Source organism: Desulfosporosinus acidiphilus SJ4 (assembly GCF_000255115.2).
In the GTDB taxonomy this organism is placed as follows: Bacteria; Bacillota; Desulfitobacteriia; order Desulfitobacteriales; family Desulfitobacteriaceae; genus Desulfosporosinus; species Desulfosporosinus acidiphilus.
Window position 1 is genome coordinate 3,018,268 of the sequence record NC_018068.1, and the last position, 24,760, is coordinate 3,043,027.

At 41.3% G+C, this 24,760-nt stretch carries 23 protein-coding genes; 7 read left to right on the forward strand and 16 right to left on the reverse strand.

All coding sequences use genetic code 11. The features are described from left to right. Positions 1 to 148: 148 nt before the first annotated feature. The gene (locus tag DESACI_RS13715; RefSeq protein ID WP_242833055.1) at positions 149 to 1,117 is read left to right on the forward strand and encodes a polysaccharide deacetylase family protein; all 969 of its coding nucleotides are present in this window, start codon (positions 149 to 151) and stop codon (positions 1,115 to 1,117) included. Positions 1,118 to 1,377: 260 nt separating this feature from the next. Here the strand turns inward: DESACI_RS13715 and DESACI_RS13720 are convergent, their stop codons facing one another. Both DESACI_RS13720 and DESACI_RS13725 read right to left on the reverse strand, forming a co-directional pair. After that, positions 1,378 to 2,100 (reverse strand): DUF1385 domain-containing protein, encoded by a 723-nt coding sequence (locus DESACI_RS13720; RefSeq protein WP_242833056.1) that lies wholly within the window; start codon positions 2,098 to 2,100, stop codon positions 1,378 to 1,380. A gap of 60 nt (positions 2,101 to 2,160) precedes the next feature. Beyond that, entirely contained in the window at positions 2,161 to 2,349 is a 189-nt protein-coding gene (locus tag DESACI_RS13725; protein ID WP_014827789.1) for a hypothetical protein, read from the reverse strand. A 202-nt stretch (positions 2,350 to 2,551) separates the two neighbouring features. Between DESACI_RS13725 and DESACI_RS13730 the strand changes: the two genes are divergently transcribed. The 3 genes from DESACI_RS13730 to DESACI_RS13740 all read left to right on the forward strand — a co-directional run bounded on the left by DESACI_RS13730 (position 2,552) and on the right by DESACI_RS13740 (position 8,249). Continuing rightward, the gene (locus DESACI_RS13730) at positions 2,552 to 2,752 is read left to right on the forward strand and encodes a hypothetical protein (protein WP_014827790.1); all 201 of its coding nucleotides are present in this window, start codon (positions 2,552 to 2,554) and stop codon (positions 2,750 to 2,752) included. Between the two features lie 221 nt (positions 2,753 to 2,973). Beyond that, complete coding sequence (locus DESACI_RS13735) at positions 2,974 to 4,167, forward strand: amidohydrolase (RefSeq protein ID WP_014827791.1); 1,194 nt, start codon at positions 2,974 to 2,976, stop codon at positions 4,165 to 4,167. Between the two features lie 461 nt (positions 4,168 to 4,628). Further along, on the forward strand, positions 4,629 to 8,249 hold the full coding sequence (locus tag DESACI_RS13740) for a 5'-nucleotidase C-terminal domain-containing protein (protein ID WP_014827792.1): 3,621 nt from the start codon (positions 4,629 to 4,631) through the stop codon (positions 8,247 to 8,249). Between the two features lie 179 nt (positions 8,250 to 8,428). Here DESACI_RS13740 and DESACI_RS13745 read toward each other — a convergent pair whose 3' ends face one another. Both DESACI_RS13745 and DESACI_RS13750 read right to left on the reverse strand, forming a co-directional pair. Continuing rightward, positions 8,429 to 9,244: an alpha/beta fold hydrolase gene (locus DESACI_RS13745; RefSeq protein WP_014827793.1), complete on the reverse strand. Its 816-nt coding sequence runs from the start codon at positions 9,242 to 9,244 to the stop codon at positions 8,429 to 8,431. 32 nt (positions 9,245 to 9,276) lie between these two features. Further along, entirely contained in the window at positions 9,277 to 9,552 is a 276-nt protein-coding gene (locus DESACI_RS13750) for a hypothetical protein (RefSeq protein ID WP_014827794.1), read from the reverse strand. A gap of 318 nt (positions 9,553 to 9,870) precedes the next feature. Between DESACI_RS13750 and DESACI_RS13755 the strand changes: the two genes are divergently transcribed. After that, a complete protein-coding gene (locus DESACI_RS13755; protein ID WP_014827795.1) occupies positions 9,871 to 10,788 on the forward strand; it encodes a metallophosphoesterase in 918 nt (305 codons plus the stop codon). A 136-nt stretch (positions 10,789 to 10,924) separates the two neighbouring features. Then, the gene (locus DESACI_RS13760; protein ID WP_014827796.1) at positions 10,925 to 12,091 is read left to right on the forward strand and encodes a hypothetical protein; all 1,167 of its coding nucleotides are present in this window, start codon (positions 10,925 to 10,927) and stop codon (positions 12,089 to 12,091) included. A 133-nt stretch (positions 12,092 to 12,224) separates the two neighbouring features. Here the strand turns inward: DESACI_RS13760 and DESACI_RS13765 are convergent, their stop codons facing one another. The 5 genes from DESACI_RS13765 to DESACI_RS13785 form a co-directional block, all read right to left on the reverse strand. Next, entirely contained in the window at positions 12,225 to 12,716 is a 492-nt protein-coding gene (locus DESACI_RS13765) for a DUF2179 domain-containing protein (protein WP_014827797.1), read from the reverse strand. Between the two features lie 188 nt (positions 12,717 to 12,904). Next, positions 12,905 to 13,312 carry a hypothetical protein gene (locus DESACI_RS13770; RefSeq protein WP_014827798.1) on the reverse strand — a complete coding sequence of 136 codons (408 nt, stop codon included), beginning with the start codon at positions 13,310 to 13,312 and terminating at the stop codon, positions 12,905 to 12,907. A 296-nt stretch (positions 13,313 to 13,608) separates the two neighbouring features. Next, the gene (locus DESACI_RS13775; protein ID WP_014827799.1) at positions 13,609 to 13,845 is read right to left on the reverse strand and encodes a hypothetical protein; all 237 of its coding nucleotides are present in this window, start codon (positions 13,843 to 13,845) and stop codon (positions 13,609 to 13,611) included. Positions 13,846 to 14,118: 273 nt separating this feature from the next. Next, on the reverse strand, positions 14,119 to 15,090 hold the full coding sequence (locus DESACI_RS13780) for a D-alanyl-D-alanine carboxypeptidase family protein (protein ID WP_014827800.1): 972 nt from the start codon (positions 15,088 to 15,090) through the stop codon (positions 14,119 to 14,121). 48 nt (positions 15,091 to 15,138) lie between these two features. Beyond that, on the reverse strand, positions 15,139 to 15,942 hold the full coding sequence (locus DESACI_RS13785; protein WP_014827801.1) for a M23 family metallopeptidase: 804 nt from the start codon (positions 15,940 to 15,942) through the stop codon (positions 15,139 to 15,141). Between the two features lie 116 nt (positions 15,943 to 16,058). On the opposite strand from DESACI_RS13785, the gene lexA reads away from it, so the two are divergent. Beyond that, complete coding sequence (lexA, locus tag DESACI_RS13790; RefSeq protein ID WP_014827802.1) at positions 16,059 to 16,676, forward strand: transcriptional repressor LexA; 618 nt, start codon at positions 16,059 to 16,061, stop codon at positions 16,674 to 16,676. Positions 16,677 to 17,416: 740 nt separating this feature from the next. On the opposite strand, the gene DESACI_RS24920 is transcribed toward lexA, so the two are convergent. From DESACI_RS24920 to DESACI_RS13820, 7 genes are all read right to left on the reverse strand, one after another. Then, positions 17,417 to 18,010: a transposase gene (locus DESACI_RS24920; protein ID WP_202947856.1), complete on the reverse strand. Its 594-nt coding sequence runs from the start codon at positions 18,008 to 18,010 to the stop codon at positions 17,417 to 17,419. Between the two features lie 6 nt (positions 18,011 to 18,016). Then, on the reverse strand, positions 18,017 to 18,526 hold the full coding sequence (locus DESACI_RS24925) for an IS110 family transposase (protein WP_202947857.1): 510 nt from the start codon (positions 18,524 to 18,526) through the stop codon (positions 18,017 to 18,019). Positions 18,527 to 18,792: 266 nt separating this feature from the next. Continuing rightward, a complete protein-coding gene (locus DESACI_RS13800; RefSeq protein ID WP_014827803.1) occupies positions 18,793 to 19,896 on the reverse strand; it encodes a D-alanine--D-alanine ligase family protein in 1,104 nt (367 codons plus the stop codon). 138 nt (positions 19,897 to 20,034) lie between these two features. After that, positions 20,035 to 20,580 carry a signal peptidase I gene (gene lepB / locus DESACI_RS13805; protein WP_014827804.1) on the reverse strand — a complete coding sequence of 182 codons (546 nt, stop codon included), beginning with the start codon at positions 20,578 to 20,580 and terminating at the stop codon, positions 20,035 to 20,037. Between the two features lie 68 nt (positions 20,581 to 20,648). Beyond that, entirely contained in the window at positions 20,649 to 21,914 is a 1,266-nt protein-coding gene (locus tag DESACI_RS13810; RefSeq protein WP_014827805.1) for a methionine gamma-lyase family protein, read from the reverse strand. A gap of 143 nt (positions 21,915 to 22,057) precedes the next feature. Beyond that, positions 22,058 to 23,668, reverse strand: a complete 1,611-nt coding sequence (gene hflX, locus DESACI_RS13815) for a GTPase HflX (protein WP_014827806.1) — start codon at positions 23,666 to 23,668, stop codon at positions 22,058 to 22,060. A gap of 57 nt (positions 23,669 to 23,725) precedes the next feature. Continuing rightward, entirely contained in the window at positions 23,726 to 24,691 is a 966-nt protein-coding gene (locus DESACI_RS13820) for an AAA family ATPase (RefSeq protein WP_014827807.1), read from the reverse strand. Positions 24,692 to 24,760: the final 69 nt, after the last annotated feature.

The following is a 24,760-nucleotide window of genomic DNA, read 5'->3' on the forward strand; positions in this document are numbered from 1 at the left end:
CAACGGCAAAAAATAACTTACATCCTTTAAATTACATAGCTCCACACATCTGCTCATTCGAACGATTGGTTAAAGCTCTTGAATTAAATATTGGATATTTCTAGAGGAGATTTATCTTATTTATCGAATCATTAGCTTATGTCATTTTATGGAAGGAGAAGCAGCTTTAATGATGTACGGCAAACCAAGTCCTCGAAAATCTGATTTTGGTAAAATCCTAGGTTTTTTTATTTTAGTACTCGTTATTTCCACTACGGTCTTCTTAAAAATTTATTTTTATAATGCTTCTAATTCACTTAATAAACCTAATAAACCCCTGTCATCTGCCAATGCGGCTTTGAATAACAATCGTTCCGAATCATTGGATCAACTAAATCCCACGAAAACCTCCGCTGGCCCAATCAAAGTCGTGTATGAACTTCCAGAGAAACAGCCCGTAGTATATATCACTATTGATGACGGTTGGTATCCAAACGAAGAAGTTATAAAGTTAATGCAACAATACCATCTACCCATTACTACTTTCCTTATAGAACAAGCAGCTCAGAAACATCCTGACTTTTGGAATGAATTCTTGAAGTCAGGTGGACATATTGAAGACCATACTTTTAGCCACCCTTATTTGACGCATTTGTCAGTGACCGATCAAAAAAATCAGATTTCTCAACCTATAGATTATTTACGCCAGATCGGTTCACCACCTGATGAGTTACGGCCACCTTACGGGGATTTCAATTCTGAAGTTGGACAAGAAGCCCATGATTCTGGGATTAAATATATCGTAATGTGGGATGCAGAAATGGAAAATTCCAAATTTACTACAAGAAATGCTTTGGGGCTTAAGGCAGGAGATATTATTCTTTTACATTGGGTTCCTGGGCTGGATAAAGAACTTATAGAGCTATTAAACATCATTCAGAACCAGAATTTAGGTATCGCTGACTTAACCCAGGCATTAAATGGAGAACCTTTAACAATATGCTGGCTGAAGAAACCAATTCCTGTCCCCAAACCCAAGGCAACAACATCTACCGGAACCAGTAAGATTAAAACTACCAAAACTTCTAACACTCAGGAGACCTCTACCACTACCACCGGAGCCTTTACCATTCCTTGAGCCTCAACTACCCCAGAAACCTCAAAAACTTAGGGTGCATAAAGGCTGTAGAATAGCTCCCTATGGGGCAGCATTTGCAGATGGGCTTTGGTGAAAAGTGGATGCAGTCCATTGATGGGGAGCGTAAGTAACAAAAAGAAACACCTTCATACAAATGATATAAATTCACCCCGGCAAACTGCAAACTGCCGGGGCATATTTATACTTCACTTTTATTACCTGCTTTAAAATGACGGAATCAATCGCCTTTTTTATTTCATTCATTTTACCCGATCCAGTTCAATAGCCTTGGATAAGGTTTTAATAGCCAACCTTAGCTGATCTTCATTAGGTTCTTTCGTGACAATGTACTTTTGGAGGATGGCAGCAATTTTAAAAATGATGCTAAGACGCTTTCGCCGATAACTCCAATCGAATATTTCATAACTCAAAGACATAGATACCAAATACAAAAGTAAGGGAATCTGGATTAATACATTGGAAAGCAAGAAGACAATTGGCAGCATAATGACAACTAAATTGGTACCACACCGACTACTCACTCGATCAGCAGCTTGTACCTGCTCCGCTTCAAGCAGTCCTCCGCTGGAATATACATTAAAAGCTTTGTGTTCCGCACCATGATATTGCCACAATTCTTTAAAAAGGAATACCAATACAATCAAAACAGTACCATATATGGCAATAACAGACCAAAGAGAAACAGCTGCATCCGCGGAATTAGATGAGAAAAACCATTCCCAGGGAATAGCTAACAACAAGATAATGACAAGAAACAATTTTCCGTTAAGCTTGGCAAGTTTAGAAATCCCTCGAATAAAGGGGATTCGGTCCATCACTTCAAGCAGCCGGTTTTCCGGCAGCTTTCGAATATGAATCCTAACATCCCCATTTTTTAGCTTGCCACGCACCACAAACTTATTGGTAGCAAACGTAATCCCGTTTAGATGGGCGCGTCCTCCAAGTACTGCCAATTGACTCACTCCATGTTGTTTTAGCTCAACTATACCATAGGTAAAGGTTATTTTGATAATTTTAGAATTCTAGCAGCTGATTTTAGGAAAAGAGGTGGGTTTATAAATATCATTAGCACCCTGAAGTTCAAACTGAATCTTTCGAGCACAGAATTCACAGATATAGGGATACTTAGAGTTCTTTTTGACTGAGGAATAATCTTTATGCGCTGGAGTAATTTCTTGCTTAGATCCACAAATATTGCATTGTATTTTCATTTCGATAATCTCCTCTCATTCCGCCCAAAAAAATCACAAGAAGTAGGTAACTTACTACCTTCTTATCCAATATAGTATTAGCGTTTTATGAAAAGTGCTACCCCACTCCCCCTCAGGTGAATGGATACTCCCAAATTATTGGTAAGATTACTTGGAACCTTGTTCATGATTGTCCATAAATTAGAGTAAGGGAGGAATTAGCGTGAAAGAAGAAGTTGAATGTGTTCATTGTGGTAAAAAAAACAAAAAAGAACTTTGGTGTATAACGACTGCTTACGCTTTAACTATGAACAGTGAGGAGGTTATAAAACGAAATAATCCAAGCTTAGTCTTCTTTTGTCCAAGTTGTGGTTTGCCAAACTCGCAAAAAAATGAGGATTTGGAAGAAATCCCGGAAAATTAACTTTCTATTCATAAGGCGGTACCGCTTCGCGGCATGGGGAGCCACCTTCATACCCTACCCTAAGCGGCACCTATTGATCAATGAAATTTATATCACGTCAAAACGAATAATCTCCGGTGTATACTTTCGAATATGTCTGAAGCCTGACAACTATAATTAAATTTCATAATCCTAAACACTTTAAGACAAACTAAGATAAACATACAAGGAGGATAATTCCTTTGTACTCACTACTTCTTAAGAATTGCCTGATTTTAGAACAACACGGAAACGTTGAACTTAAGGATATTTTAATCGAAAAGGGAAAAATAACGTCTCTAGGAGAGAATCTATCCTCCGCCGGTCGTTCTAAAACTATTGATATAGAAGAACATTATGTCTTACCTGGATTTATTGACTGCCATACACACTTAGGTATCATTGAAGAATGTACAGGAAAGATTGGAGTTGACAATAACGAAACATCCAACGCTGTTACCCCCCATCTTCGCGGAATTGATGCAGTTAACCCGCTTGACGTAGGTTTTAAAGACGCTCTTAAGTCCGGAGTTACAACAGTTATGGTTGGTCCAGGCAGTAATAATGTAGTTGGTGGACTCTCCTTGGCCTGTAAAACCTCAGGAAGTATTATAGATCAAATGATTATCAAAAGTCCTGTTGGCTTAAAAATCGCTCTTGGAGAAAATCCAATCAATACTTATGGAACCGACAGCAAATGTCCTGTTACAAGAATGGGGACCGCTGCCTTAATCAGAGAACTCTTCGCAAGGGCTGAAGATTATCAAGATTTAAAAAAGCAAGGCAAAATCAAGTACCGTGATCTTCGTCTAGAATCAATCATCCCGGTCCTCCAAGGAGAAATTCCTCTACGGGCGCATGCTCATAGGGCCGACGATATTGTTACCGCTGTTCGAATAGCTGAAGAGTTTAAAATTCACAAACTTGTCATCGAGCATGGAACTGAAGCTGACCTGGTCAAAGATTATCTAAAAGAGCGTGAGATACCGGTAGCTTTTGGCCCTATGTTGACACCAAGAATCAAGATGGAACTCAAAAGCCGAAATTATAAAACCGCCGTCAATCTTGTGGCAGCGGGTATAAAAGTAGCATTAATTACTGACCATCCTTATAATTCAATTGACCAATTGCGTACGATTGCAGCCTTGAGCATCAGCGAAGGCTTGAATCAGGACGATGCTTTGCGTGCCCTCACTATAAACCCCGCCGAAATTCTCGGTTGCGGTCAACAGATTGGAGCAATTAAAAACGGCTTTGATGCTGATCTGGTTGTTTTTGATGGTAACCCTTTTAATCTTAACTCAAAGGTCGATTTTACTTTCATTAATGGACAACCGGTATATTCAAAAGACATGACTCAGTCTAAGTTGCAACAAATGCCTCCTGAACACAAATAAATTATTATGTAATCTGTCAACTTGGTATCATTTTATTGTTATTTTGACGTGCTGTACTATCTAATATTCTCTGACTGCGAGCTCTATAGGGCCCGCAGTTTTTTTTATTCACTCGGTATTTCATAGCGGGCGCAATCTCTCTGCCACTCGCGGTGGAGGCAACATAAAATTTTCTGCTGACAACTATTCGAGTAGGAGTTCGCTTTCCCCTGTCGAAGTTTATTAATTGCAACTGATCTAAACATTCTGAGTTCTTTAGGTTGGTTGATCATGTCAAAGGGGGTGTTAATCTAGAAATCAAGAGGTTGGACATCCAATGTCCAATGTTACATATGCATTATGCAAAGTTTTCGGCCAGATATATTATTTTATACTGTTCATAAAGGAAACTCGGCTTGTGCGGAGCTTGCAAAAGCAGAAGCCGTATAAAGAAAGACCAATGATTTGGAGGAGAATCAGAAATGTTGGGAATCAAGTTTAGAGAAGCGAAACATAAGGCTTTAAGCTTCTTAATGCTAGCCGTTATGATCCTGAGCGTTTTTGTCAGTATACCGCAAATTGCTATCGGTGCAACAGCTGCCAAAACATTCGATTTCGTTGAAGTGACAGACTTTCATGGCACTTTGAACCCTGTCGGCAGCACCCAGCCGGTGGCTGCAGTCTTAGCTGAGCAAATAAAGACCATCAAAGCACAAAACCCCGATACAGTTGTTCTATCCGGTGGAGATATGTTCCAAGGCTCTGCCTTATCCAATATTCTAAAAGGACAACCAGTCATTAATATGATGACGAACATTGGGTTTGATGCTATGGCTCTGGGAAACCACGAATATGATTGGGGGATTGATTCTGTCATCGATTCACAGAACGCTGTAATAAAAGGAACCTCTATTCCCGTTCTGGCCTGCAATATTTATAGTAAGACAACAGGACATCCGGTCAGCTACTCCAAACCTGACATCATGCTGGAAAAAGACGGTGTTAAAATCGGTTTGATCGGTGCAGTAGACAATTTGGAGTTTCCAACCTCAATCACTCCTGGGTTAATTAAAGATGTGAATTTCAAAGATCCTGCTCCAATTATCAATCAATTGGCTAAGGATTTAAGGAATCAAGGTGCCCAAATTGTCGTTGTTGTGGCCCATATGGGAGCTTCTCAGGACAAAAACGGAACTGTAAGCGGCAATTTAATTGATATGGTGAAACAGCTGTCCGGGGTGGATGCAGTCTTTGGCGGACATACTCATACGATTGTTACTACCAAAGTCAATAATATCCCTGTGGGTATTGGTAATGCTTATGGCAAGGGATTTTTAGATCTCAAGGTCACACTGAATTCAGATGGAACAGTAAGTGCCGGAAATATGATCTACAACGACGATACCGTCATGTATAAAGCTGACAATCCAGCAGTCGATTCTGAAGTGAAAGCGATCGTGACCAAAGCTTCAAAAGATGTAGGCCCAACCTTTAACGAAGTAGTGGGAACCGCTTCTCTTAATCTGACTAGAGAGCAAAGCGCCATGCCGTTTGGCGATTCCCTCTTAGGTAACTGGTCCAGTCAGGCCATCAAAGATACGGCTCAAACGGACTTTGCGTTTATGAATAACGGCGGGCTGAGAGTCGATCTTCCTAAAGGAGACATTACAGTCAGTGATGTTTGGGCCTTGATGCCCTTTGACGATACAATCTATACCATGAAAATGACCGGGGCTCAAATCAAAGCCGTGCTTGAAGATGCTGTGCAGGATGGCGGACTCGGGATACAAATTGCCGGTCTTTCCTTTGCTTACGACCCTTCTAAACCTTCTATGAATCGCGTTATTTCAATAAAGTCCTCCGGTGGAATCCCCATTGAATTATCGAAAAGCTATACAGTGGCAACCAATGACTTTATGGCTGACGGAGGCGACAAGTTTATTGGGTTTAATGATCCTTCAATAGTGAATAAACAAGATACGGGCATTCTCGTACGTGATGCGTTTATTAAAGAGATGAAAACCCAAAAAACAATGACTGCGTCCGTAGACCACCGGATTCAGTCAACCGCGGTCGAAGTAACTGTTCTAGCTACTTCTGACATTCACGGAAGCATTTTGCCATGGGATTATAGCAGTGCCAAAGAGGCTGACCTGGGTCTGGCAAAAATCTCAACCTACGTCAATCAAGTCCGGTCCCAAAATCCCAATGTGGTTTTAGTTGATGACGGCGATTCCATTCAAGGGACACCACTAACCTATTATTATGACAAAATCGATACCAAAACTGAATATCCCATCGCGAAGGTCATGGGAGCCATGGGATATGATACTTGGACTCTCGGCAACCATGAATATAACTATGGCCTGGACGTTTTGAACCGCGTAATTGGCGATATGCAGAAGGAAAATATCAATGTTCTTTCAGCCAATACTTATAAAGACGATAACTCAAACTTTGTTAAACCCTATTACATTAAGACAATCTCCACTAACCAAGGAAATGTGAACGTTGGCATTATCGGTTTAACCACCAAGTGCATTCCAGATTGGGAGGACAAGGCCCATTATTCCGGACTTCATTTCAATGATCTCGTCGAAGAAGCGAATAAATGGGTACCAATTGTCAGAGCGGCCGGAGCCGATATCGTGGTGGTTGCGGCTCACTCCGGTGAAGAATCACCTTCCGACACCATTCCTGAAAATCAGATTAAAGCTATGGCAACCGGAGTCAATGGGATTGATGCCATTGTAGCCGGCCACACACATAAAAAAATTGATGAGGATACTTTCACTAACCCTGACGGACAAAAGGTTATTGTCACCGAACCCAGGAATGCCGGAAAAGATGTCTGCCAAATTAATTTTACCATCACCAAAGATGATCATGGAAAATGGCAAATTGCTGATAAATCAAGCAAAGCGATCACCATTGACAGCAAGATTGCTGCTGATCCCAAAATCCTTCAGATCGCCAAGCCGTATCAGGATGAAACGTTATCCTATGTAGCTACAAAGATTGGTGCGGCCACCGGTGATTTCCTTGGTACTAACCAGTTGAGCCAGGAAACACCATTGATGGACTTGATAAACAAAGTCCAAAAGCACTATGCCAAAACCGATCTTTCCATTGCCGCGCCGCTCAGCAACAAAGCCAAAATTCTAAAAGGTGACGTGACCATCCAAGACCTCATGGGCGTTTACGTCTATGAGAACTACCTTTATGGAATTAAAATGACCGGCAAACAGTTGAAAAACTGGATGGAATGGTCGGCGCGCTACTATAAACAAGCTGCATCTCCTAGTGATCCTGTGACTAAGGACACCGCATTAAATGTTCCGGACTACAATCTCGACCAGTTATACGGAGCAACCTACACGATTGATTTGACTCAGCCCATTGGCAGTCGAATTAAAAATTTAAAGGTCAACGGCAAGCTTGTACAGGATAATGATGTATTTACTGTTGCCATTAATAACTACCGTTATAATGGCGGGGGCGGCTTCATGGACAAAGCGGGAATCAGCAACCCGGAAGTAACCTTTGACTCCGCCAAACAATATGGAGACGACGGTCAAGTTCGTAACTTAATGATCAAGTATATCCAGGAAAAAGGCACCATTGAACCGACCATTGATAATGATTGGACGATCTCAATGAATCCGGTCATAAATGGAACCGGTTCTGCAGTTCCTGCCCCCAGTACAACTGATGCGAACAAACTGCAAGTTACGGCCTCATGGCTCAATCTCCGCACTGGTCCGGGACTTGATTATTCAGTCGTTGGCTCGATTCCTCACGGTACTCTGGTGGAACTCGTAAGCACCTCTGGAGATTGGGACAAAATCAGTTATCAGGGGAATACGTATTTTATCAATGCCAAATTTGTTAAACCCAGATCTCAAGTTCTAAAAACTGTAAAGGTTATTTCGCAAATAGGACTCAATGTCCGCGATGGTGCCGCATTATCCGGCAAAATTCTCGGTGCATTGCCCTATGGTTCTCTCGTAGAGGTCGTTGGAGCTTCCGGCGATTGGTATAAGATTATTTACAAAAACGGATATGGATATATTTATGCCCAATTCACTGCCCAACTTTCCTAACTCATGGAATCTTATCGTCTTAGCCGGCGACCGCTAGTTCAAGTTTGCTTGGCAAGTAAATAACAAAGTTTATGCTTTTCTGTGGAATAACAGGGGTTGCATAATGAACGTTTCAAGTTCGTTATGCAACCCCCTTTTGTCTGAAACCATCTGAGAATATCCGGCTCAATAATCCATATTCAATATATAACTTGCACAAATTCACGCGGGATGGTTTTTTCATGAATCCATAACCGAATGATTTTATTAAATTCTTCATACCTAGTCCATGGGTAGGTATGGTCTGCCTTATTTAATAATATTCCTCTCGAATCGGGCAGGATTTCGGCAATTTCCTTGACGGACTGTTTCATTGCCTTAAGTTCCTTTTCTCCGGCTAGTATTAAAGTTGGAACATTTGCCAGCTCCAAATTTCTGGGAATCTTAGAAAATTGAATTAGCTGGTCATATAGCCTAAAAAGGGAGTCTGAAGTGAGGTTCGAGAAATCCTCCTTATAATGTTCGATAGAGTACTCGTCAGGTAACTTTAACAGTTTAATGAGCAGATATTGCACAACTTTGTTTCGTAACATTAGTGAAGAGATTTTATAAGTAACCGGCCGATGGATGAGCTTAAGGCAAAATAGTGGTCCAACGAATGCACTGGCTATGATGGCATGATCAATTAAATCCGGCCTCGTGCTCAATAATTCAACAACGACTTTACCTCCCAGCGAATGACCAATGACATGGGCTTTGTGATTATTGGCGCGGTTTTCAATGAGTTCTGCTATAAGGGCTGAACAATCCTTTAAATTCATTATCCCTTGACTCAGACTTTTCCCATGTCCGGGCAAATCAGGCACAAGGCAGTGATAATCGTTAAAATGTTCAACTTGCCTGCACCAAACCCAGCCACTTAATCCGCCGCCATGAATAAATACGATCGATGGCCTGCTTCTGTTCCCCATCTCTTCATAATAAATTGTCATCCCGACACCCCATTCTGGAAACACAGCTGACATCCTATTCTAATTTTTCGGAGACTTCACTTGTCTCCGATTATTCTGGCCCTGTCATAAGCTAAACGGTTCTTGATATCCTTTACTTCTTCAGAAATAGCCTCAGGATTTAATTCCCCACTCGTAGAAAGACCGTACCTTTTTTTTGCAACAAGAAATGATCCCTTTCGTTTGGAAAGTTTTTTAAACCGGTTAAACTGGTACATTTGTTCCCCTTCTCCCTTTTGTGGGTCTGCAAATGCCAGCTTTCGGGTTGGGCGTATGCTGCTGATTGGTTTTATTTCCTCTATCCTGTCATCCAAATAATTCCCCCCTGCTCAAGACTTTATCTCTAATTATGTTATCGATATTTCATTTGAGAAAATTCACATTGAGTTATTATGATCTTTAAACATATCCTGGCACAAAGATTTATTCTAAAGGGTAAAAAAACACAAACTTGCCAGTAGGTTTGGCAATTAAAACCTTCGTGGAATTCAAAAACCTTTTCTGAGCACTCACTCTATTTGACTCTATTTAATATATTGGATTAAACAGTATCTAATATCTGTAATATATCTCAAATCGCAGCAGATATTTCCAAACACAGTACATCTGACAAGGGAGGTAGACACGGATAAATGGATAAGTTAAAACGTATTTCGAAAATCTTTCAAGATGCGGAAAAAATTCCCTTCGACGACTCCTCTAAGATTATTCTATTTAGTGACGTTCATAGAGGGGACGGTAGTTGGGCTGATGATTTTTTAAAGAACCAAAATTTGTACTATGCCGCCTTGAACCATTACTATCATGAAAATTATAGCTACATAGAGATTGGCGACGGTGACGAACTTTGGAAAAATAATAAACTGTCCGAAATAATCGATGTGCATAATGATACATTTAACTTACTTTCTAGGTTCTATAATGAAGGCCGGTTTTATATGATTTCAGGAAATCACGACATTGTAAAACAATCTAATCAATATGTAACAGATAATTTATATCAATACTTTGATGAACGAACTAAAAAATATGTCCCTTTATTTGAGAAGATTAAAATACATGAGGGTTTAATTTTGAAACATCGAGAAACGAATCAGCAACTCTTTTTGATCCACGGGCATCAAGCAAACATCATGGATTATGAACTGTGGTGGTTTTCAAGATTTCTCGTCCGATATCTCTGGAGACACCTTGAGTTGTTTGGCATGAACGACCCCACAAGCACTGGAAGAAATTACGAAAAGAAAGAAGAAGTCGATAATATTTTAATCGATTGGGTAACTCAAAATAACCAAATCCTTATTGCCGGACATACCCATAGACCGATGTTTCCTGAAGTAGGCACTCCCCCCTATTTTAATGACGGAAGTTGTGTCCACCCGCTGAGCATCACGGGAATTGAGATCAATGATGGTTCTATTGCCCTTATCAAGTGGAGTGTTAAAACCAAAGATGATGGGACTTTATACATTGACAAAGATTTTCTTGAAGGACCTAGAAAATTATCAGATTATCAATATTCCGCAAACGACATATTAAGATGGTTTTAAGCATAAAAGTTCCAATATTTGGCCTATAGACGGGTTCTAATTAATCTTTATAATAAAAATGATTAGCGGAATTTGTAGTAATTTCGAAAGTTTTCGACAGAAAGTTTATTAAAATTAATACAAGGGAGCAATTTCTATGCCTACCAGAAGAAGTTTTCTCAAAGTCCTTTTAGCTGCAAGCTCTGGTTGGTACTTATCAGGCTTGTTGCCGCTGACGAATGAGACTGCAAAAGCAATTCCAATACCCCAAACTGCTCAATTAGGCGCCGGCTCCCTTGTCAACACATCACAATCTAAACCTCTTCAGAGTAAATTAAACGGCCCAAAACCCTTATTTAATGCCTTAAGTCACTTAAGTACCCCCACTTACGATCGTTCAGATCAGTCTGTTCACCCTAGTGTCATTGATTTGAAAACCGAATACGGCGTTAACAGTTGGGGAGGATTCCGATATTGGATGGCTCTTACACCTTACCCAAACTTCAATAGTGCTTTTGAAAATCCAAGCATATTAGCGAGCAATGATGGAATAAGATGGATTGCCCCTCCCGGTATTATTAATCCTTTAGCACCAAAACCAACCGGCCACGTCCTAGATAGTTATAATTCTGATCCAGAATTAGTCTTTGACCCGGATCAAAACATCCTAATCTTGTACTGGCGTGAATATCGAGGGAATGTTTTCGAAAAAATATGGGCCAAAAAAATAACATCAAATTATCAGCAAAGCGACAAATTTCTATGCTTAGAAAAAATATGGGACTTCAAAAAGACTGGATTAATTTTATCTCCGACGGTCTGGCGTAAAAATTCGAAAGAATGGTTTATGTGGACTTGTGACGGGAGAATGACCATAGATTTATACACCTCCCCGGATGGTATGACCTGGAGCTCACCTCAGCCTTGCAGTAGCCCCTGGGAAACTTGGAACGGCGGCTATGTTCCCTGGCATGTTGCCGTAAAACCAAATTACCCTGAACAAACTATTGAATTTCTAATTGTCGGTTGGCCAAAACAAAAAACAATTAATAATTGCCAATTGCTGTATGCAATCGCACCCATGAAAGAACCTAAAGAACTAAGTATGCCATTAATGAGTCCGGTATTGGAAGCTGGCAGCAAAAGTCGCTGGGATGACGGGTATATCTATCGAAGCAGTTTTGTTCGGGAACACGGAAATAACCCTAAATTTCGGGTCTGGTACTCCGCTTGCTCGAAAGCAAAAGCATGGCATATTGGGTATACCGAAGGTACTTTAGACCCTTTACTATCTAATGGCGTAAAAAGCTCAGATACCATATGAATTCCGCACCAAGAGATGCTAAAACTTAGGGAATTTTGCCATAAAAGGGGACTGTGCCAAAACTTGATGGCCCACGCATTGCATCCCCTCTTTTGCTTCACTAATCACTAAAAGAAAGGCGTTCGGACGGCAATCATCTCTTCATATCCTTGACATCCATTGAAACAACATAAGCTGATGAATCAAACTCTTCAATTAACATCGTCAATTCTCTAAACCGCTTCTTCTTAACAATAATTATCAGTTGTGACTTTTCTGCGCCGTTCATTCCATATCCTTTAGCCGTTGTTACTGCGAACCCTTGCTCTCGAAGTGTATCCGCCAAGTTCCACTCGTCACGATTGGTCACTACTAAAACATAAACACTGTCTCTCGAAAGCTTGTCATCAATTAACATACCCACATAATTACCTGCTGCGTATCCGCAGGCATAGAAGAGCAGCACTACCGGATGCATCACGTATTTAAACGCTTGAGATGCCCCTAAGGTATAAACAATAATTTCAATGAAGGCAATCAATGAAACAATAAATTTCTTTCCTCTGATCATTGACTTAAGCCGGAGAGTGTCCAAAGAAACGTCTATAATCCTGGCAAAAAATATTAAAACACCCAATATTATCAAAGCAATACCTCCCTTAAAAGGAATTCAAGAACATTCTTACTGCCATAACACAAATTAAGATATTTGCCATGTTTAGTACATAACGATTGAATCCGACAAATATTTGATTCAAGGATATCCAGATCAACTAAAATTGACGGCGTTGACAATAACAATAAAGGCCACAGCCTATAATTATAGGTGTGGCTCTAACCTGAGGCAGAACTGCGCATTCCTCTCTTTTTTTCAAACTCGGCCCATCGTTCTTCCATTGACATTGCTCGAGTCTTCTTGCCTTTCGGAGAATTAACTGCCTCCGCTTTTAGAGGCCCATTGAGTTCATTTACAGTATTCTCTAAAGTGTGACTTGGAACTTGAGTATCTCCTTTTGTTCCTTCGATGGATTGTTCTATTTCCGCCACGACGCGTGCAATTCGGGCACTCGTTTCTCTCACCCGTTCATCAATGATGCTTTCTTTTCTAACAGTACTAAGAATTTTCTTTTGTAATAAAACAATCACTAATATTAGTACTAAAATGGACAGAACTTCGAGTAGTTCAAATAAATTAACCTGAAAACTAATCCTTTGACAAGATTCAAAAATTTGAGCAACCATATTAATTTAGTCCACCTCAATCCTAATATAAATCTTTGAATAATAATATTACCTAATTCACTGAAAGATTATTTCCTCTTATTTTCTATGAATCATTAATAATTACCTTCCAATATATTGTAATATTTTGTAAGATTATTTCCATTTATAGGTAACAAATAGAGCTCCCTAGATTTATATCCTTAAGCTATGGAGCTCTGTTCAGAACTCGCATTGACTAACCTTTCAACTTTATTATACTCACGGAATGTCACCGGAACCAAAGATGGCCGGAAGAGACCAAGTTCGCCAAAGGCTTAGCGTTTGAACGTGTATTTTAAACTCTTTTTCTTATATCGATTTCCAGAGCTCTTTTCTTCATTGTTAAGCAAAATATCATCAATTCCGATTTCCGCATAATCCCCTTCAAGAGTGTTGATACAGCGGCAACAATTGTCACATAATTTGCTTGGGTCTAAATCACAAAGTTCGCATTCGCCACAATTTGAACAAGGACGATTTTCTAAAATACAAGGTTCACCAATTTTTTTCAAGCCTATCAATCCTTTTGATAATATAGTTTAGTACTGTTTTCCCAGTTACAAGCTAAACAATTTCTTTATTATTTACTTGCTTCCAAATCACTCTGACTTTCTTATTTCTCTTCTCTATCTTTCTTGATCTTTTTCTTTATTAAATTGTAAGACTCCCACTTAGACAAGTGAGAGTGGTTCCCATATCATGCTTCAGTGGGGGTAAAGTTCCCGCTTATTTCATAGTTCATTATTATTTATATCATAACACAAAATTGCTAATCTAGACTCTGATTAAAAAAGTCCCGGGCTAAAAAAGAAATCTCTTTGATCATTGGAAAGGTTACGAATCGCAGCGTTTATTCGTTGATCAGCCCAACCCTCATCCAATAATTTTATGCTATCGCTGTAACGCTGCTTACTGCCTAATAGTATGAGCAAAAGCTCCCCATCCGGTCTGCAGACATAGGAAATGAGACATTGACCGGCTTCTGTTGTAGTCCCTGTTTTAAGACCTTGATCACCGGGGTAAACGCCCAAAAGACTGTTAGTATTTTTAAGCAGCGCTGAATGGTTCTGACCTTTTGAATCCCTCCAGCGGACGGCAGCACTTGTTTCCTTAACAAATTTCATGAGATTAGCCTGTTTTAAAAAGGCACCTGCAATTTTGCTGAGATCTTCAGCAGTGGTATAGTGACCTGGCTCAGGCAATCCATGAGGATTTCGGAAATTGCTATTCAAACATCCTAAGGATAGGGCATAGTTATTCATTTCTACGGCAAAGGCTGGAATAGAACCGCTTACTTTTACTGCAATGGCAGCGGCTGCGTCATTGGCACTTTGAACATAGAGTGCTGTTAAGAGATCATGAACTGAAATTTCGTCCCCTGGTTTTAGGCCTAACCGAGAGCCTTCAACTTCCACTTCCCGGCCAACCCGAACTAACTCAGTTTCCTTAAGATCCTTAACAGCAATTAATCCGGTAAGGAGTTTTGTAGTGCTTGCGGGAGCACGCTTAATGTCACCTTGGTACTCGTTTAGTATCTGCTTATTTTGAGGATTTAAAAGAACATAACTCGAATCTTTCGTTATGAGTTCCGGAGATGATGTATTAACAACGGAGCTTTGCCCTTTAATTTCAGAGTCTGCTAATAAGTTGTTGTTTTCTTTAACGAAGTTTGCTGTTGAATACGGAAAACAGCTTAAAAACACTCCGGATATTAGGAATAGCATGACCCAGAGTATACTTTTTATTTTATTAGACATTTAGAAAAGTCCCCTTTGTTCAAACGTAAAACTATGTACATTTTCAGATTAATTTCCTTGTTTATCCCAATATTGCCATACAACTAAAAAAGGATAAGGATTAAGCCACTGGCCATTTGGAAGTTCAATTCCCAAATGAAGATGATCCGGAGTTGTCAATGCATCTCCAGTATGCCCCATCCTTCCAATGTCTTCGCCTTTTTCGATGTGTTTTCCTTTTACTAGTTTGGGAGATATGACTTGTAAATGAGCGTAATAATAATAATTTCCGTCATCACCCCGTACGCCCACACGTTCTCCTCCCAAACGATTCCATCCTAACTGTTCTACCCTTCCTTGGCAAATATTAATAATTGGGGTACCCTCCGGAGAAAAAAGATCTGTCCCTTCATGAGTACGTTTGCCTCCTTCTCGGTCTGATCCGAAACTATCTTCATACCATGTTTTTCCGACAACGGGGAACTTATACCTGCCAGGTGTAAAAAATTGATATCGGAGTAATATCTTACGATGTCTGGTAACTGTCTTTACAGTCTGAGAAGGAATAGTTCCCCAATTTAAATTGACAAAAGCAACGCTATTCTGCAGCTGTTCGATTAATGGCCGAGCAATATCTTCGGTAAGAGTAGAACGGATCGCCAGAAGATCCTCCCAAGAAACCGTTTTTTTTGCCTGATATTCTTGGGAACATTGTATTACGAGAGACGGAGAAATTGAACGTAAGTAAGGATAAATGTCTTTGTCCTGGCTGGGTGGCCGATGGAGTATGTTCCAAAGAACCAGGGCCACCATCATCAGAACTATGATCTGAGATATAATAACCATTAAATTGGACTGAACTTTTGTTTCCATATACTTATCTCCTTGCTCCTAGGCATTTTACTTACCGTAATAATTTCACGAACGTTTGTTTGCACTTCGGTTTAAGAAATGGTAAAATATACTTGAATTTAAAGGGGGGTGAAAGTATGTACCCAGATTTATCTGAACGTCAGACTAGAATTTTAGATTTTATCAAACAGGAAATCCATAAAAAGGGATATCCCCCTTCAGTTAGAGAAATTGGCGAAGCAGTTGGCTTATTATCTAGTTCTACAGTTCACGGGCATCTTCAAACTCTTGAAGATAAAGGATATATTCGGAGAGACCCTACAAAGCCAAGGGCCATTGAGATTTTAGACGGGTCTAGTGACACTCTTGATTCCAGAAAAGTTGTTCATATTCCAATTATCGGTCGTGTGACAGCAGGTCAACCTATTTTGGCTGTGGAAAACATGGAAGGAACGTTTCCTCTTCCTGCAGATCTGGTCCGTCAAGACAATGTATTTATGCTGCGGGTGCAGGGAGACAGCATGATCGAGGCCGGAATCTTAGATGGCGACTTAATTATTGTTCATCAACAAAATGAAGCTCGCAATGGGGAGATCGTCGTCGCGTTAATCGGGGACGAAGCAACAGTAAAACGATTTTTCAAAGAAAGAACTCTCATTCGACTTCAGCCTGAAAATTCAGCCATGGAACCTATCTATTCTCAAGATGTTTCGATCCTAGGAAAAGTCATGGGTGTTTTCCGTACTCTTCATTAATCTTAAACTAAACTCTCTTCTTAAGATATGCATCTTCAGTAATACTTAGGTCAGCCTTCTCACAAACTTGAATGATTGCTCTGATAGTTTAGGAAAACTCGTCAGCCGACGTCTACCGAGCTGCGTTTAACAATAATACAATGCATATTTATTCTTTCTGACGAATTAAAGAAAACTTAGCTGGCGCTAAGCCTCTGGCGAAAGCGGCAGGTTAGTTGCACTGATATGAACGAGACTGTCAACTAGCCCCGTCTTCTTTTTTAAAATTTTATTGGTAAAACCTTATTTTGGGCACATTTTGGTAACACTATAGGTAGCTCTTGCCAATCTTAGAGGATAGGGCAATGCTGGAGAGCAACCTGAGCGCTAGATTGGTTTCTGCTGCAATGAGGAATTGGGAACAAATTGTTCCCTTCCTTTTTAAATTGCAGGAGAATTTAAAGCGTTAAACTCTTGGGGCGAAGCCCCAACATTCTTTTCTGCTGATTTAAAAACACGGCACGAAGGCAAACGATTTACATCGACGATGAGCAGTCTGATATTCGTGGATTTTCACATTTTATCGCTTCGTCTGGGGAGCTGCCACGAACTTATGGCGTGCGTTCAGTTTGTATAACAAACCTAGCAACAAGTGCAACTCGTGGATTCTCCTTTACGGACTTTTCCTTTTGCCTACGTGCCCTACTTTTAATTCGCACCTCTTATAATCCAAATTCTTTAATAATCATCCTTCACCAAATTTAGGATGCTTTTTTCACCTCACATGCTATCGCCCAAACAAAACCCGCTAATTCTCTTGCAACGGCTGCAATTACTTTCCCACTTGGTTTTCCTCGCCCCATTAATCGTTTATATTTCCGATGTAACCGGTCTTGGGCCTTCCATGCAATCATTGTGATCTCTGGCGGTTTCCCTTGCTGCCTTTTACGAATCTCCCCCTTTATCGCAGGTGTATAACGATAGCTCCAGGCGGCTTCAATCAATATACGTCGTACATGAGCATTTCCCGTTTTGGTCATCTTTCCCTGATGACGTGTTTCTCCCGTCGAGCGCTCGCTTGGAACCAACCCAGTATAAGACATTATTCGTCGGGCACTGCCAAACCGTGTAAACGATCCAATCTCAGCAACTAAACTGGTCGCTGATAGCTCTGCCACACCTCGCAGGGTTTGCAGCGCTTGAATCATCGGGGCATGAACACTATCTGTCGCCTGGTCATGAATTTCTGCTTCAAGCCGTTTTATGCGCTGTTCAATCTCGTCTAAATGGTGAAGGTACTCTTGAAATACTGTACTCTGTGCAGCACGGCTGAACTTCAGAAGGGTCCAGCCCAATCCCGGTTAACCTGCTGTCCACTTTTTTATGCCTGCCGGAGGATTTAAGTCATATCGCAATAAGAATTTCGTTAATCGATGCCTTGCTCGAAGCTGATCCTCTTTTGAATCCTCTCGAGCACGAACTAAATCTCGCAAAGTTTCATCATCCTCAGTAGGAACATAAATGGGGGTTAATTCTCCAGCACGAAATAATTGAGATAAGCGAATAGCATCACGACGATCGGTTTTTACACGTTCTCCAGGTTTTGTGGGAATCAAAGAAGGAGCTACAACGCTACATTCGATGCCCAGACTAAGCAATAATCTATAAAGTGGATACCCCGTAGGGCCAGCTTCATAGCAAACTTTGAGTTGTCCCGGTGTTCCTAACTGTTTCATTAACTTTCTAATCGATTCAGAGTTATTTTGGCAAACACCCCAGTAGCGTGGGGCTTCTCTGCCCTCATCGGCAATTGCAACTGCTATTTTTTCTTTGGATACGTCTAAACCTACGTATTTTGTGTTATCCTTCATAGTAACGGCTCCTTTCGCATTTCAGCTCTGTTTTGGTAATCATTAACATGTATAGCATTACCAAAAATAACCTGTGTGCTGCGAATTGGGGCCGTCTCGTTCATGATAACTTATGCTAGAGGACGAAGACACTGTCTTCGCACGTATAAACTCTTCTTGCAGTATTTAACCGAAGGTTATACTTTCTGATAGTGCAAAAAAGGGGATGGAACAAACGTCTAATCGTTTGCTCCATCCCTTTTTTCTTTAGCATTAAAGGTAATTTACTAATCCCTGGATATTCTGCTTTTTTGTTTTTCTTGATAACGTTCAAAACCTAAGTCGATCAAGTGATCAATCAGTTTCGAATAAGGAATACCCGTTGCCTCCCAAAGTTTCGGATACATTGAAATTTCTGTAAAACCAGGCAAGGTATTAATTTCATTTAGAACAATCTCATTTTTTTCGGTGACGAAAAAATCCACTCGACTGAGCCCACTGGCATCAACAGCCAGAAATGCTTCTCTAGCCATCTTCTGTAATTGATCTATAACAAATTGCGGAAGGGGCGCCGGAATTTTTAAACTTGAGCCTATATCCGAATATTTAGCTTCATAGGAATAAAACTCTTCGGCCGGCAAAATTTCCCCCGGTAATGAAGCCTTAGGTTGATCATTACCCAAAACCGCAACTTCTATTTCTCTGCCCACAATGTTTTCTTCGACAACAATTTTACGGTCATAGTCAGCGGCTAGTTTTAAGGCCTGAATTAATTCCGAGCGATCATGGGCTTTGGAAATCCCTACGCTGGAACCTAAATTGGCAGGCTTCACAAAACAAGGATAGCCAATCTTAGCTTCAATGTCAGCCACCCAATTATCCGGATGATTAAAATAATCGGAACGCAAAAGGGTAACAAATCGAGCTAAGGGCAATTTTTTGTCTAAAAAGGCTGCTTTCATACGATCTTTATCCATGCCAAGGGAAGACCCCAGAACTCCTGAGCCTGCGTAGGGAACATTGGCCATTTCTAAAAGTCCTTGCAGCGTTCCATCCTCTCCATAAGGACCGTGAAGCACTGGAAAGATCAAATCAAACTTACCGTCATTTGGCAAAGGGCGGCCATCTAAAGCGATAAAGCGCGGATTGGACGGATCAACCACCAAAGTCACTTGAGGGGCCTCCCCGGTCTCCGGAAATCCCTCCTTAAGTAAAGTTTGGGGAAGAAGACCCCAAAACCATTGGCCTTGCTTATTGATGCCAATAGTTTCAACGTCAAAGCGACTGCGATCAATAGCTTTAAAAATAGACTGGGCCGAATTCAGAGAGACTTCATGCTCTCCTGAACGCCCACCAAATAAAAGAATCACACGGATCTTGTGATTTTCCACAAACCTCCACCCTCTCCTAAGTATTTATTGATACCATATGTCCCGGCAAATTATGTTATTAAAATAAAACTATTAAATTTACTATTAAATTGTAACGTCCTTTATAGTATATGATAAAAATTTAAAAAAGCTCCCGCCTTATCGGGCAAGAGCTCCAAAATGATTAAGCGGCCAATAGCGGAACAGAGTTCGGCCCGTAATATTCTTAATTGGCAAAAAGCCCCAAACCCTAGAATCATCACTGTTGTTTCTGTTATCACCCATTACAAATACGGAATCTTGCGGAACAACAACGGGGCCGAAATCATTTTTTGATTTTTCTAAGATGTAGGGTTCATCGAGAGGTTGACCGTTGACATATGTGGTGTGATTACGTATCTCTATTTTATCTCCGGGCAAACCGATGATACGTTTTATAAAGTCTTCCGTAGCATGGGCGCTGGCCGGTGGTTTAAAAACCACAATATCACCTCGATTCAGGTGACCAAACTCTTTAAAGAAAAACTTATCTACGATGACTCGGTCTTGAAGCTGAATGGTCGGGAGCATCGAACCGGTAGGAATTTTACGTGCCTCTACTACATAAGTTCGTAAGACCCAAGAGAGCGCGAAAGCAATCAAGATAATTTCAAGCAATTCCACAACAAAGCGAGTCGTGCTTTTCTTTGATTCCAACTCTTCCATAATCCACCTCGTTTCTTATTTTATACTATCACAGGATAGGTAAACTTCCAAATTTCATGGCGAAATTCTTAGGTCAAAAGACCTTGCTGCCATAAATTCAGAGCCGCTAAAATATTCCCCATTTGGATATAGGTATGAGAGATACCACCCTGCTGATAAGCAATATAGGGCTCCCGCAAAGGACCATCGGCAGAAAATTCACTGGTTGAACCTTGGATAAAGGTTCCTCCCGCCATAATAATTTCATCTTCATACCCAGGCATCCCGGAGGGAACAGGTCTAATATGGGAATCAAGGGGTGACCCTTTCTGAAGTCCTTGACAGAAGGCAATCATTTTTTCCCTCGACCCGAGTTTTACGGCCTGAATGAGATCTGTTCTTGGTAATTCCGGCTCGGGATTCACTTCAAAACCTAATGCTCGCCAAAAAGCAGCTGAGAAGACAGCTCCTTTAAGAGCTTCGGCTACTGTTAAAGGACTAAAAAATAAGCCTTGATAAAATAAGCGTTGCCATTCAAGAGTCGCACCCATGTGCCCCCCTACTCCAGGTGCTGTTAAACGTTGTGAGGCCAAATCGACTAAATCAGATCGTCCTGCAACATAGCCTCCGGTAGGAGCTATACTCCCGCCCAAATTTTTAATAAGCGATCCTGCCATCAAATCTGCCCCTATATCCCCTGGTTCCAAAGACTCGACTAATTCACCATAACAATTATCGACAAAAATAACGAGTTTTGGAAAGTGTGTTTTGACAAAGTCTACCAGCTCTTTTAGTTGAGCAATAGTAAGAGAATTTCTCCACGCATATCCCCGCGAACGCTGAACCGTCAGCAATTTAGTTTTGTCCGTTATAACCTCTTTTAATAACTCAAATTGAATATTTCCTTGAAAATCTAAAGAAATCTCTTGATAGCCAACTCCAAAATCCCTCAAACTTCCTTGTCCTTCTCCCCGAAGCCCTATCACTTCCTCAAGCGTGTCATAAGGAGTACCGCTGACGGAAATCATTTCATCACCGGGACGCAGAACACCAAATAAGGCAGCAGCAATGGCATGAGTACCGGAAACAAACTGGCCGCGAACAAGTGCCGCCTCTGTCCCAAGGATACGTGAAGCCACGCGGTCAAGAGTTTCCCGACCGCTGTCACCAAGGCCGTAACCCGTGGTTCCCTGAAGATGATAGGCGGATACTCGCTCTTCTTGAAAAGCCCTGAGGACTTTTTCATGATTTCGTGCAGATACTTCCATCAGATGAGGCAATTGTTGCTGGAGAATATTCTCTGCCTCAAATACAGCTTTATTGATAAACTCTGGCCAATTAGAATTCGGATACACGATGCTCCTCCTTATTATTTCAAAAGTAATTTTTACCAACGAAAGACTTCCCCATCTATGCCTCTCACTTCACTGCCCCGAACACTTTAGAACCCAAAGGCTGGAAGCTTCGACCACAAGAGTAAACTCGTTGCATGGAGGCGCTACTCCAACAACGATTCCAGGACATTCCATATGGGAGCTAATGAATCCCCACGTTTAAGTGATAGTGGAATAGAATAGGGCAGCAATTGTGCTATCCTAGAGATTTCCTCATCATCGTGGACTTTATCAACCTTGTTAAGCAGGGTGATGACCGGCTTATCATGACACTCCAATTGTCCTAAAATTTCATGGACCGTCTCAGCTTGCTGCAACGCTTGAGGATGGCTGACATCTAAGACATGAATAAGTATATCTGCCTGCTGGACTTCTTCCAGAGTGGCTAAGAAGGCCTTGAGCAGTTGTGTGGGGAGCTTGCGAATAAATCCTACGGTATCACTCAGCAGAATCTCTAAAGAGGGCGTAAGTTTTATCCGGCGAACGATGGGATCCAGGGTGGCAAATAGTTTATTTTCTCCGCTTGGGATATCAGAGCGAAAGCCGGCTTGCTCCATGGCATTCTTCATAAAGGTTGTCTTTCCGGCATTCGTATAACCAACCAGGGCTATCATAGGCAAGCCGCTTTTAGCCCTTTGCCGCCTCTGAATCTCCCGGTGCTGGAGAACAAGTTTCAACTCTTTATCCAGGAGATTAATACGCTGCCGCATCCTCCTGCGATCGAGTTCTAGCTTCGTTTCTCCGGGGCCGCGCGAGCCAATGCCTCCCCCCAACCTGGATAGGGTTTGACCTTGTCCTGTTAAATAGGGCAGCAAGTGCTTAAGCTGAGCGAGTTCAACTTGGAGTTTACCTTCACGAGAATGAGCTCTCTGAGCAAAAATATCTAAAATTAATCCCGTCCGGTCTAATATCTTTAATCCCGTTTCCATTTCTAAGGTTCGCAATTGTGAGGGAGATAATTCATCATCACTAATGAGGACATCGGCTCGGGTTTCCTGAATCCGGTGAACCAATTCTTCCAGTTTGCCGCTCCCTATGAAGCTCCGAGACTGGCTGGAGCGACGCGGTTGGACAAGCTGTCCAACCACTTCGACACCCGCAGTGTCCGCTAATTCCGCCAACTCTTCCAGGTTTTCGCTAACTTCCTGCTCCCCATCTTGGAGCGCAAGCAGAAAAGCCCGCTCTTTGTCAGGCTTTGATTCCAGTTTTATTTGACTGTTATGATTATGATAATGCTCTTGCTGAGACTCAAAATAGTTAAATTTGTTCCAGTTATCTGGTTTAAGGTCAACAACATAAGGACTACCGTCACTTGTTAAATAAGCCAATTGAAAACCGGTAAGTTCTCCACGAAGCACTCCGATTGCAGTCATGCTTTCAAGCTTTAAAGATGTTAAAGCACTGAAATCCAGAGAACTGAGTCTTGGAACCCCATTGGGATGGGTATGAAGACAGCGCAAATGTTTGCTCTGAGATCTACCCTTGAGGGGAAGCAGAGTCACTGTCGCATGTTTTCCCACGGCAGACGCGATTAAGAGCCCTGACCGCGAGAGATAAATACAAATTTCCCGATTCCAAAGCTGTGTCAAGCGTATTAGGCCTGAGAGAATTTCGGGATGAATTAAATCATCCCGCCCCGTTTGATATTCTGAGAGTTTTTTTAGGTCCCGCAATTGACTAGCTTTTATCCCAGACAAATCGCCCGAGATTTCCATGGCTCAAAACCTCTACTTTATCCGTAATTGCTAACTGATCATAGACCTAATTCAAGGTCAAATTGTTTCCATATTAATATCTTCTGGTAAAATTTGAATAAGTTCTTCCCGGCTGGAGCTTGCTTTTTGAAATAAGCGTACCGCCTGTTTGCGCACTGTTTTCTCAACGAGATTGCGCACCAAACGAGCATTTCCGGCATAAGGATGGGAATGCAGAAGAGTTTGCAAATAATTACGCAGAGCTGCATTGGCTTCTTTGGTTAACTCATATTGCCGGGTCTTAAACATGAGGTTTCCGATAGCTAACAGTTCATCTAAAGTATAATCCGGAAAATCAATATGAATAGGGAATCGGGAACGAAGTCCCGGATTCGTCTGAAGAAACCAATCCATTTCTTGACGATAACCTGCTAAAATTAAGACAAGATTGTCTTTGTTATCCTCCATAGCTTTAACCAAAGCATCGATAGCTTCCTTGCCAAAATCCTTCTCTCCGCCGCGTGCCAAAGAGTAGGCTTCGTCGATAAAAAGAACTCCTCCCAGGGCCTTTTTTAATTGTTCCCTGGTTTTTTGAGCCGTATGCCCGATATATTCACCGACAAGATCTGCTCGTTCACACTCGATGACATGACCTTTTTGCAGAACTCCCATCTCTTTATACAATCGTCCAATTAAGCGGGCAACCGTGGTTTTTCCGGTTCCCGGGTTTCCACGGAAAATCATATGCAGAACCAAAGGCTCTGAAACAAGTTTCTCTTGAACTCTGCGTTTTTGTATTTCGACAAAAGCCTGTAAGTCTAAGATAAAACGTTTCACCGTTTCAAGTCCGATATATGATTGCAGCTCAGCAAGGATTTCCGCAATTTTATCTTTATCTTTCTCGACGGAAGAAAGACTATTTTTGCGAATGCGTAACCCTATCCCCTCCGTGGAATGAGCAGTCACCTCGGGTTTTGGAGGGATAGGCGTTTGAATCACCGGTGATTGCTGATTCTCCGGACGAAACGTAACTCGGATTGTCATATGTACAGGCACACCTCCCATCCTTACTACTATACGCAGGAAGGAATAAAAGGTGTCCTAATTTTAATT

Bases quoted from the DNA above. Each gene is read 5' to 3' on its own strand.
- DESACI_RS13715 (WP_242833055.1), top strand. From the start codon at position 149: ATGGAAGGAGAAGCAGCTTTAATGATGTACGGCAAACCAAGTCCTCGA.
- DESACI_RS13725 (WP_014827789.1), bottom strand. From the start codon at position 2,349: ATGAAAATACAATGCAATATTTGTGGATCTAAGCAAGAAATTACTCCA.
- DESACI_RS13740 (WP_014827792.1), top strand. From the start codon at position 4,629: ATGTTGGGAATCAAGTTTAGAGAAGCGAAACATAAGGCTTTAAGCTTC.
- DESACI_RS13755 (WP_014827795.1), top strand. From the start codon at position 9,871: ATGGATAAGTTAAAACGTATTTCGAAAATCTTTCAAGATGCGGAAAAA.
- DESACI_RS13760 (WP_014827796.1), top strand. From the start codon at position 10,925: ATGCCTACCAGAAGAAGTTTTCTCAAAGTCCTTTTAGCTGCAAGCTCT.
- DESACI_RS13770 (WP_014827798.1), bottom strand. From the start codon at position 13,312: ATGGTTGCTCAAATTTTTGAATCTTGTCAAAGGATTAGTTTTCAGGTT.
- DESACI_RS13780 (WP_014827800.1), bottom strand. From the start codon at position 15,090: ATGTCTAATAAAATAAAAAGTATACTCTGGGTCATGCTATTCCTAATA.
- DESACI_RS13785 (WP_014827801.1), bottom strand. From the start codon at position 15,942: ATGGAAACAAAAGTTCAGTCCAATTTAATGGTTATTATATCTCAGATC.
- lexA (WP_014827802.1), top strand. From the start codon at position 16,059: ATGTACCCAGATTTATCTGAACGTCAGACTAGAATTTTAGATTTTATC.
- DESACI_RS24925 (WP_202947857.1), bottom strand. From the start codon at position 18,526: ATGAAGGATAACACAAAATACGTAGGTTTAGACGTATCCAAAGAAAAA.
- lepB (WP_014827804.1), bottom strand. From the start codon at position 20,580: ATGGAAGAGTTGGAATCAAAGAAAAGCACGACTCGCTTTGTTGTGGAA.
- hflX (WP_014827806.1), bottom strand. From the start codon at position 23,668: ATGGAAATCTCGGGCGATTTGTCTGGGATAAAAGCTAGTCAATTGCGG.
- DESACI_RS13820 (WP_014827807.1), bottom strand. From the start codon at position 24,691: ATGACAATCCGAGTTACGTTTCGTCCGGAGAATCAGCAATCACCGGTG.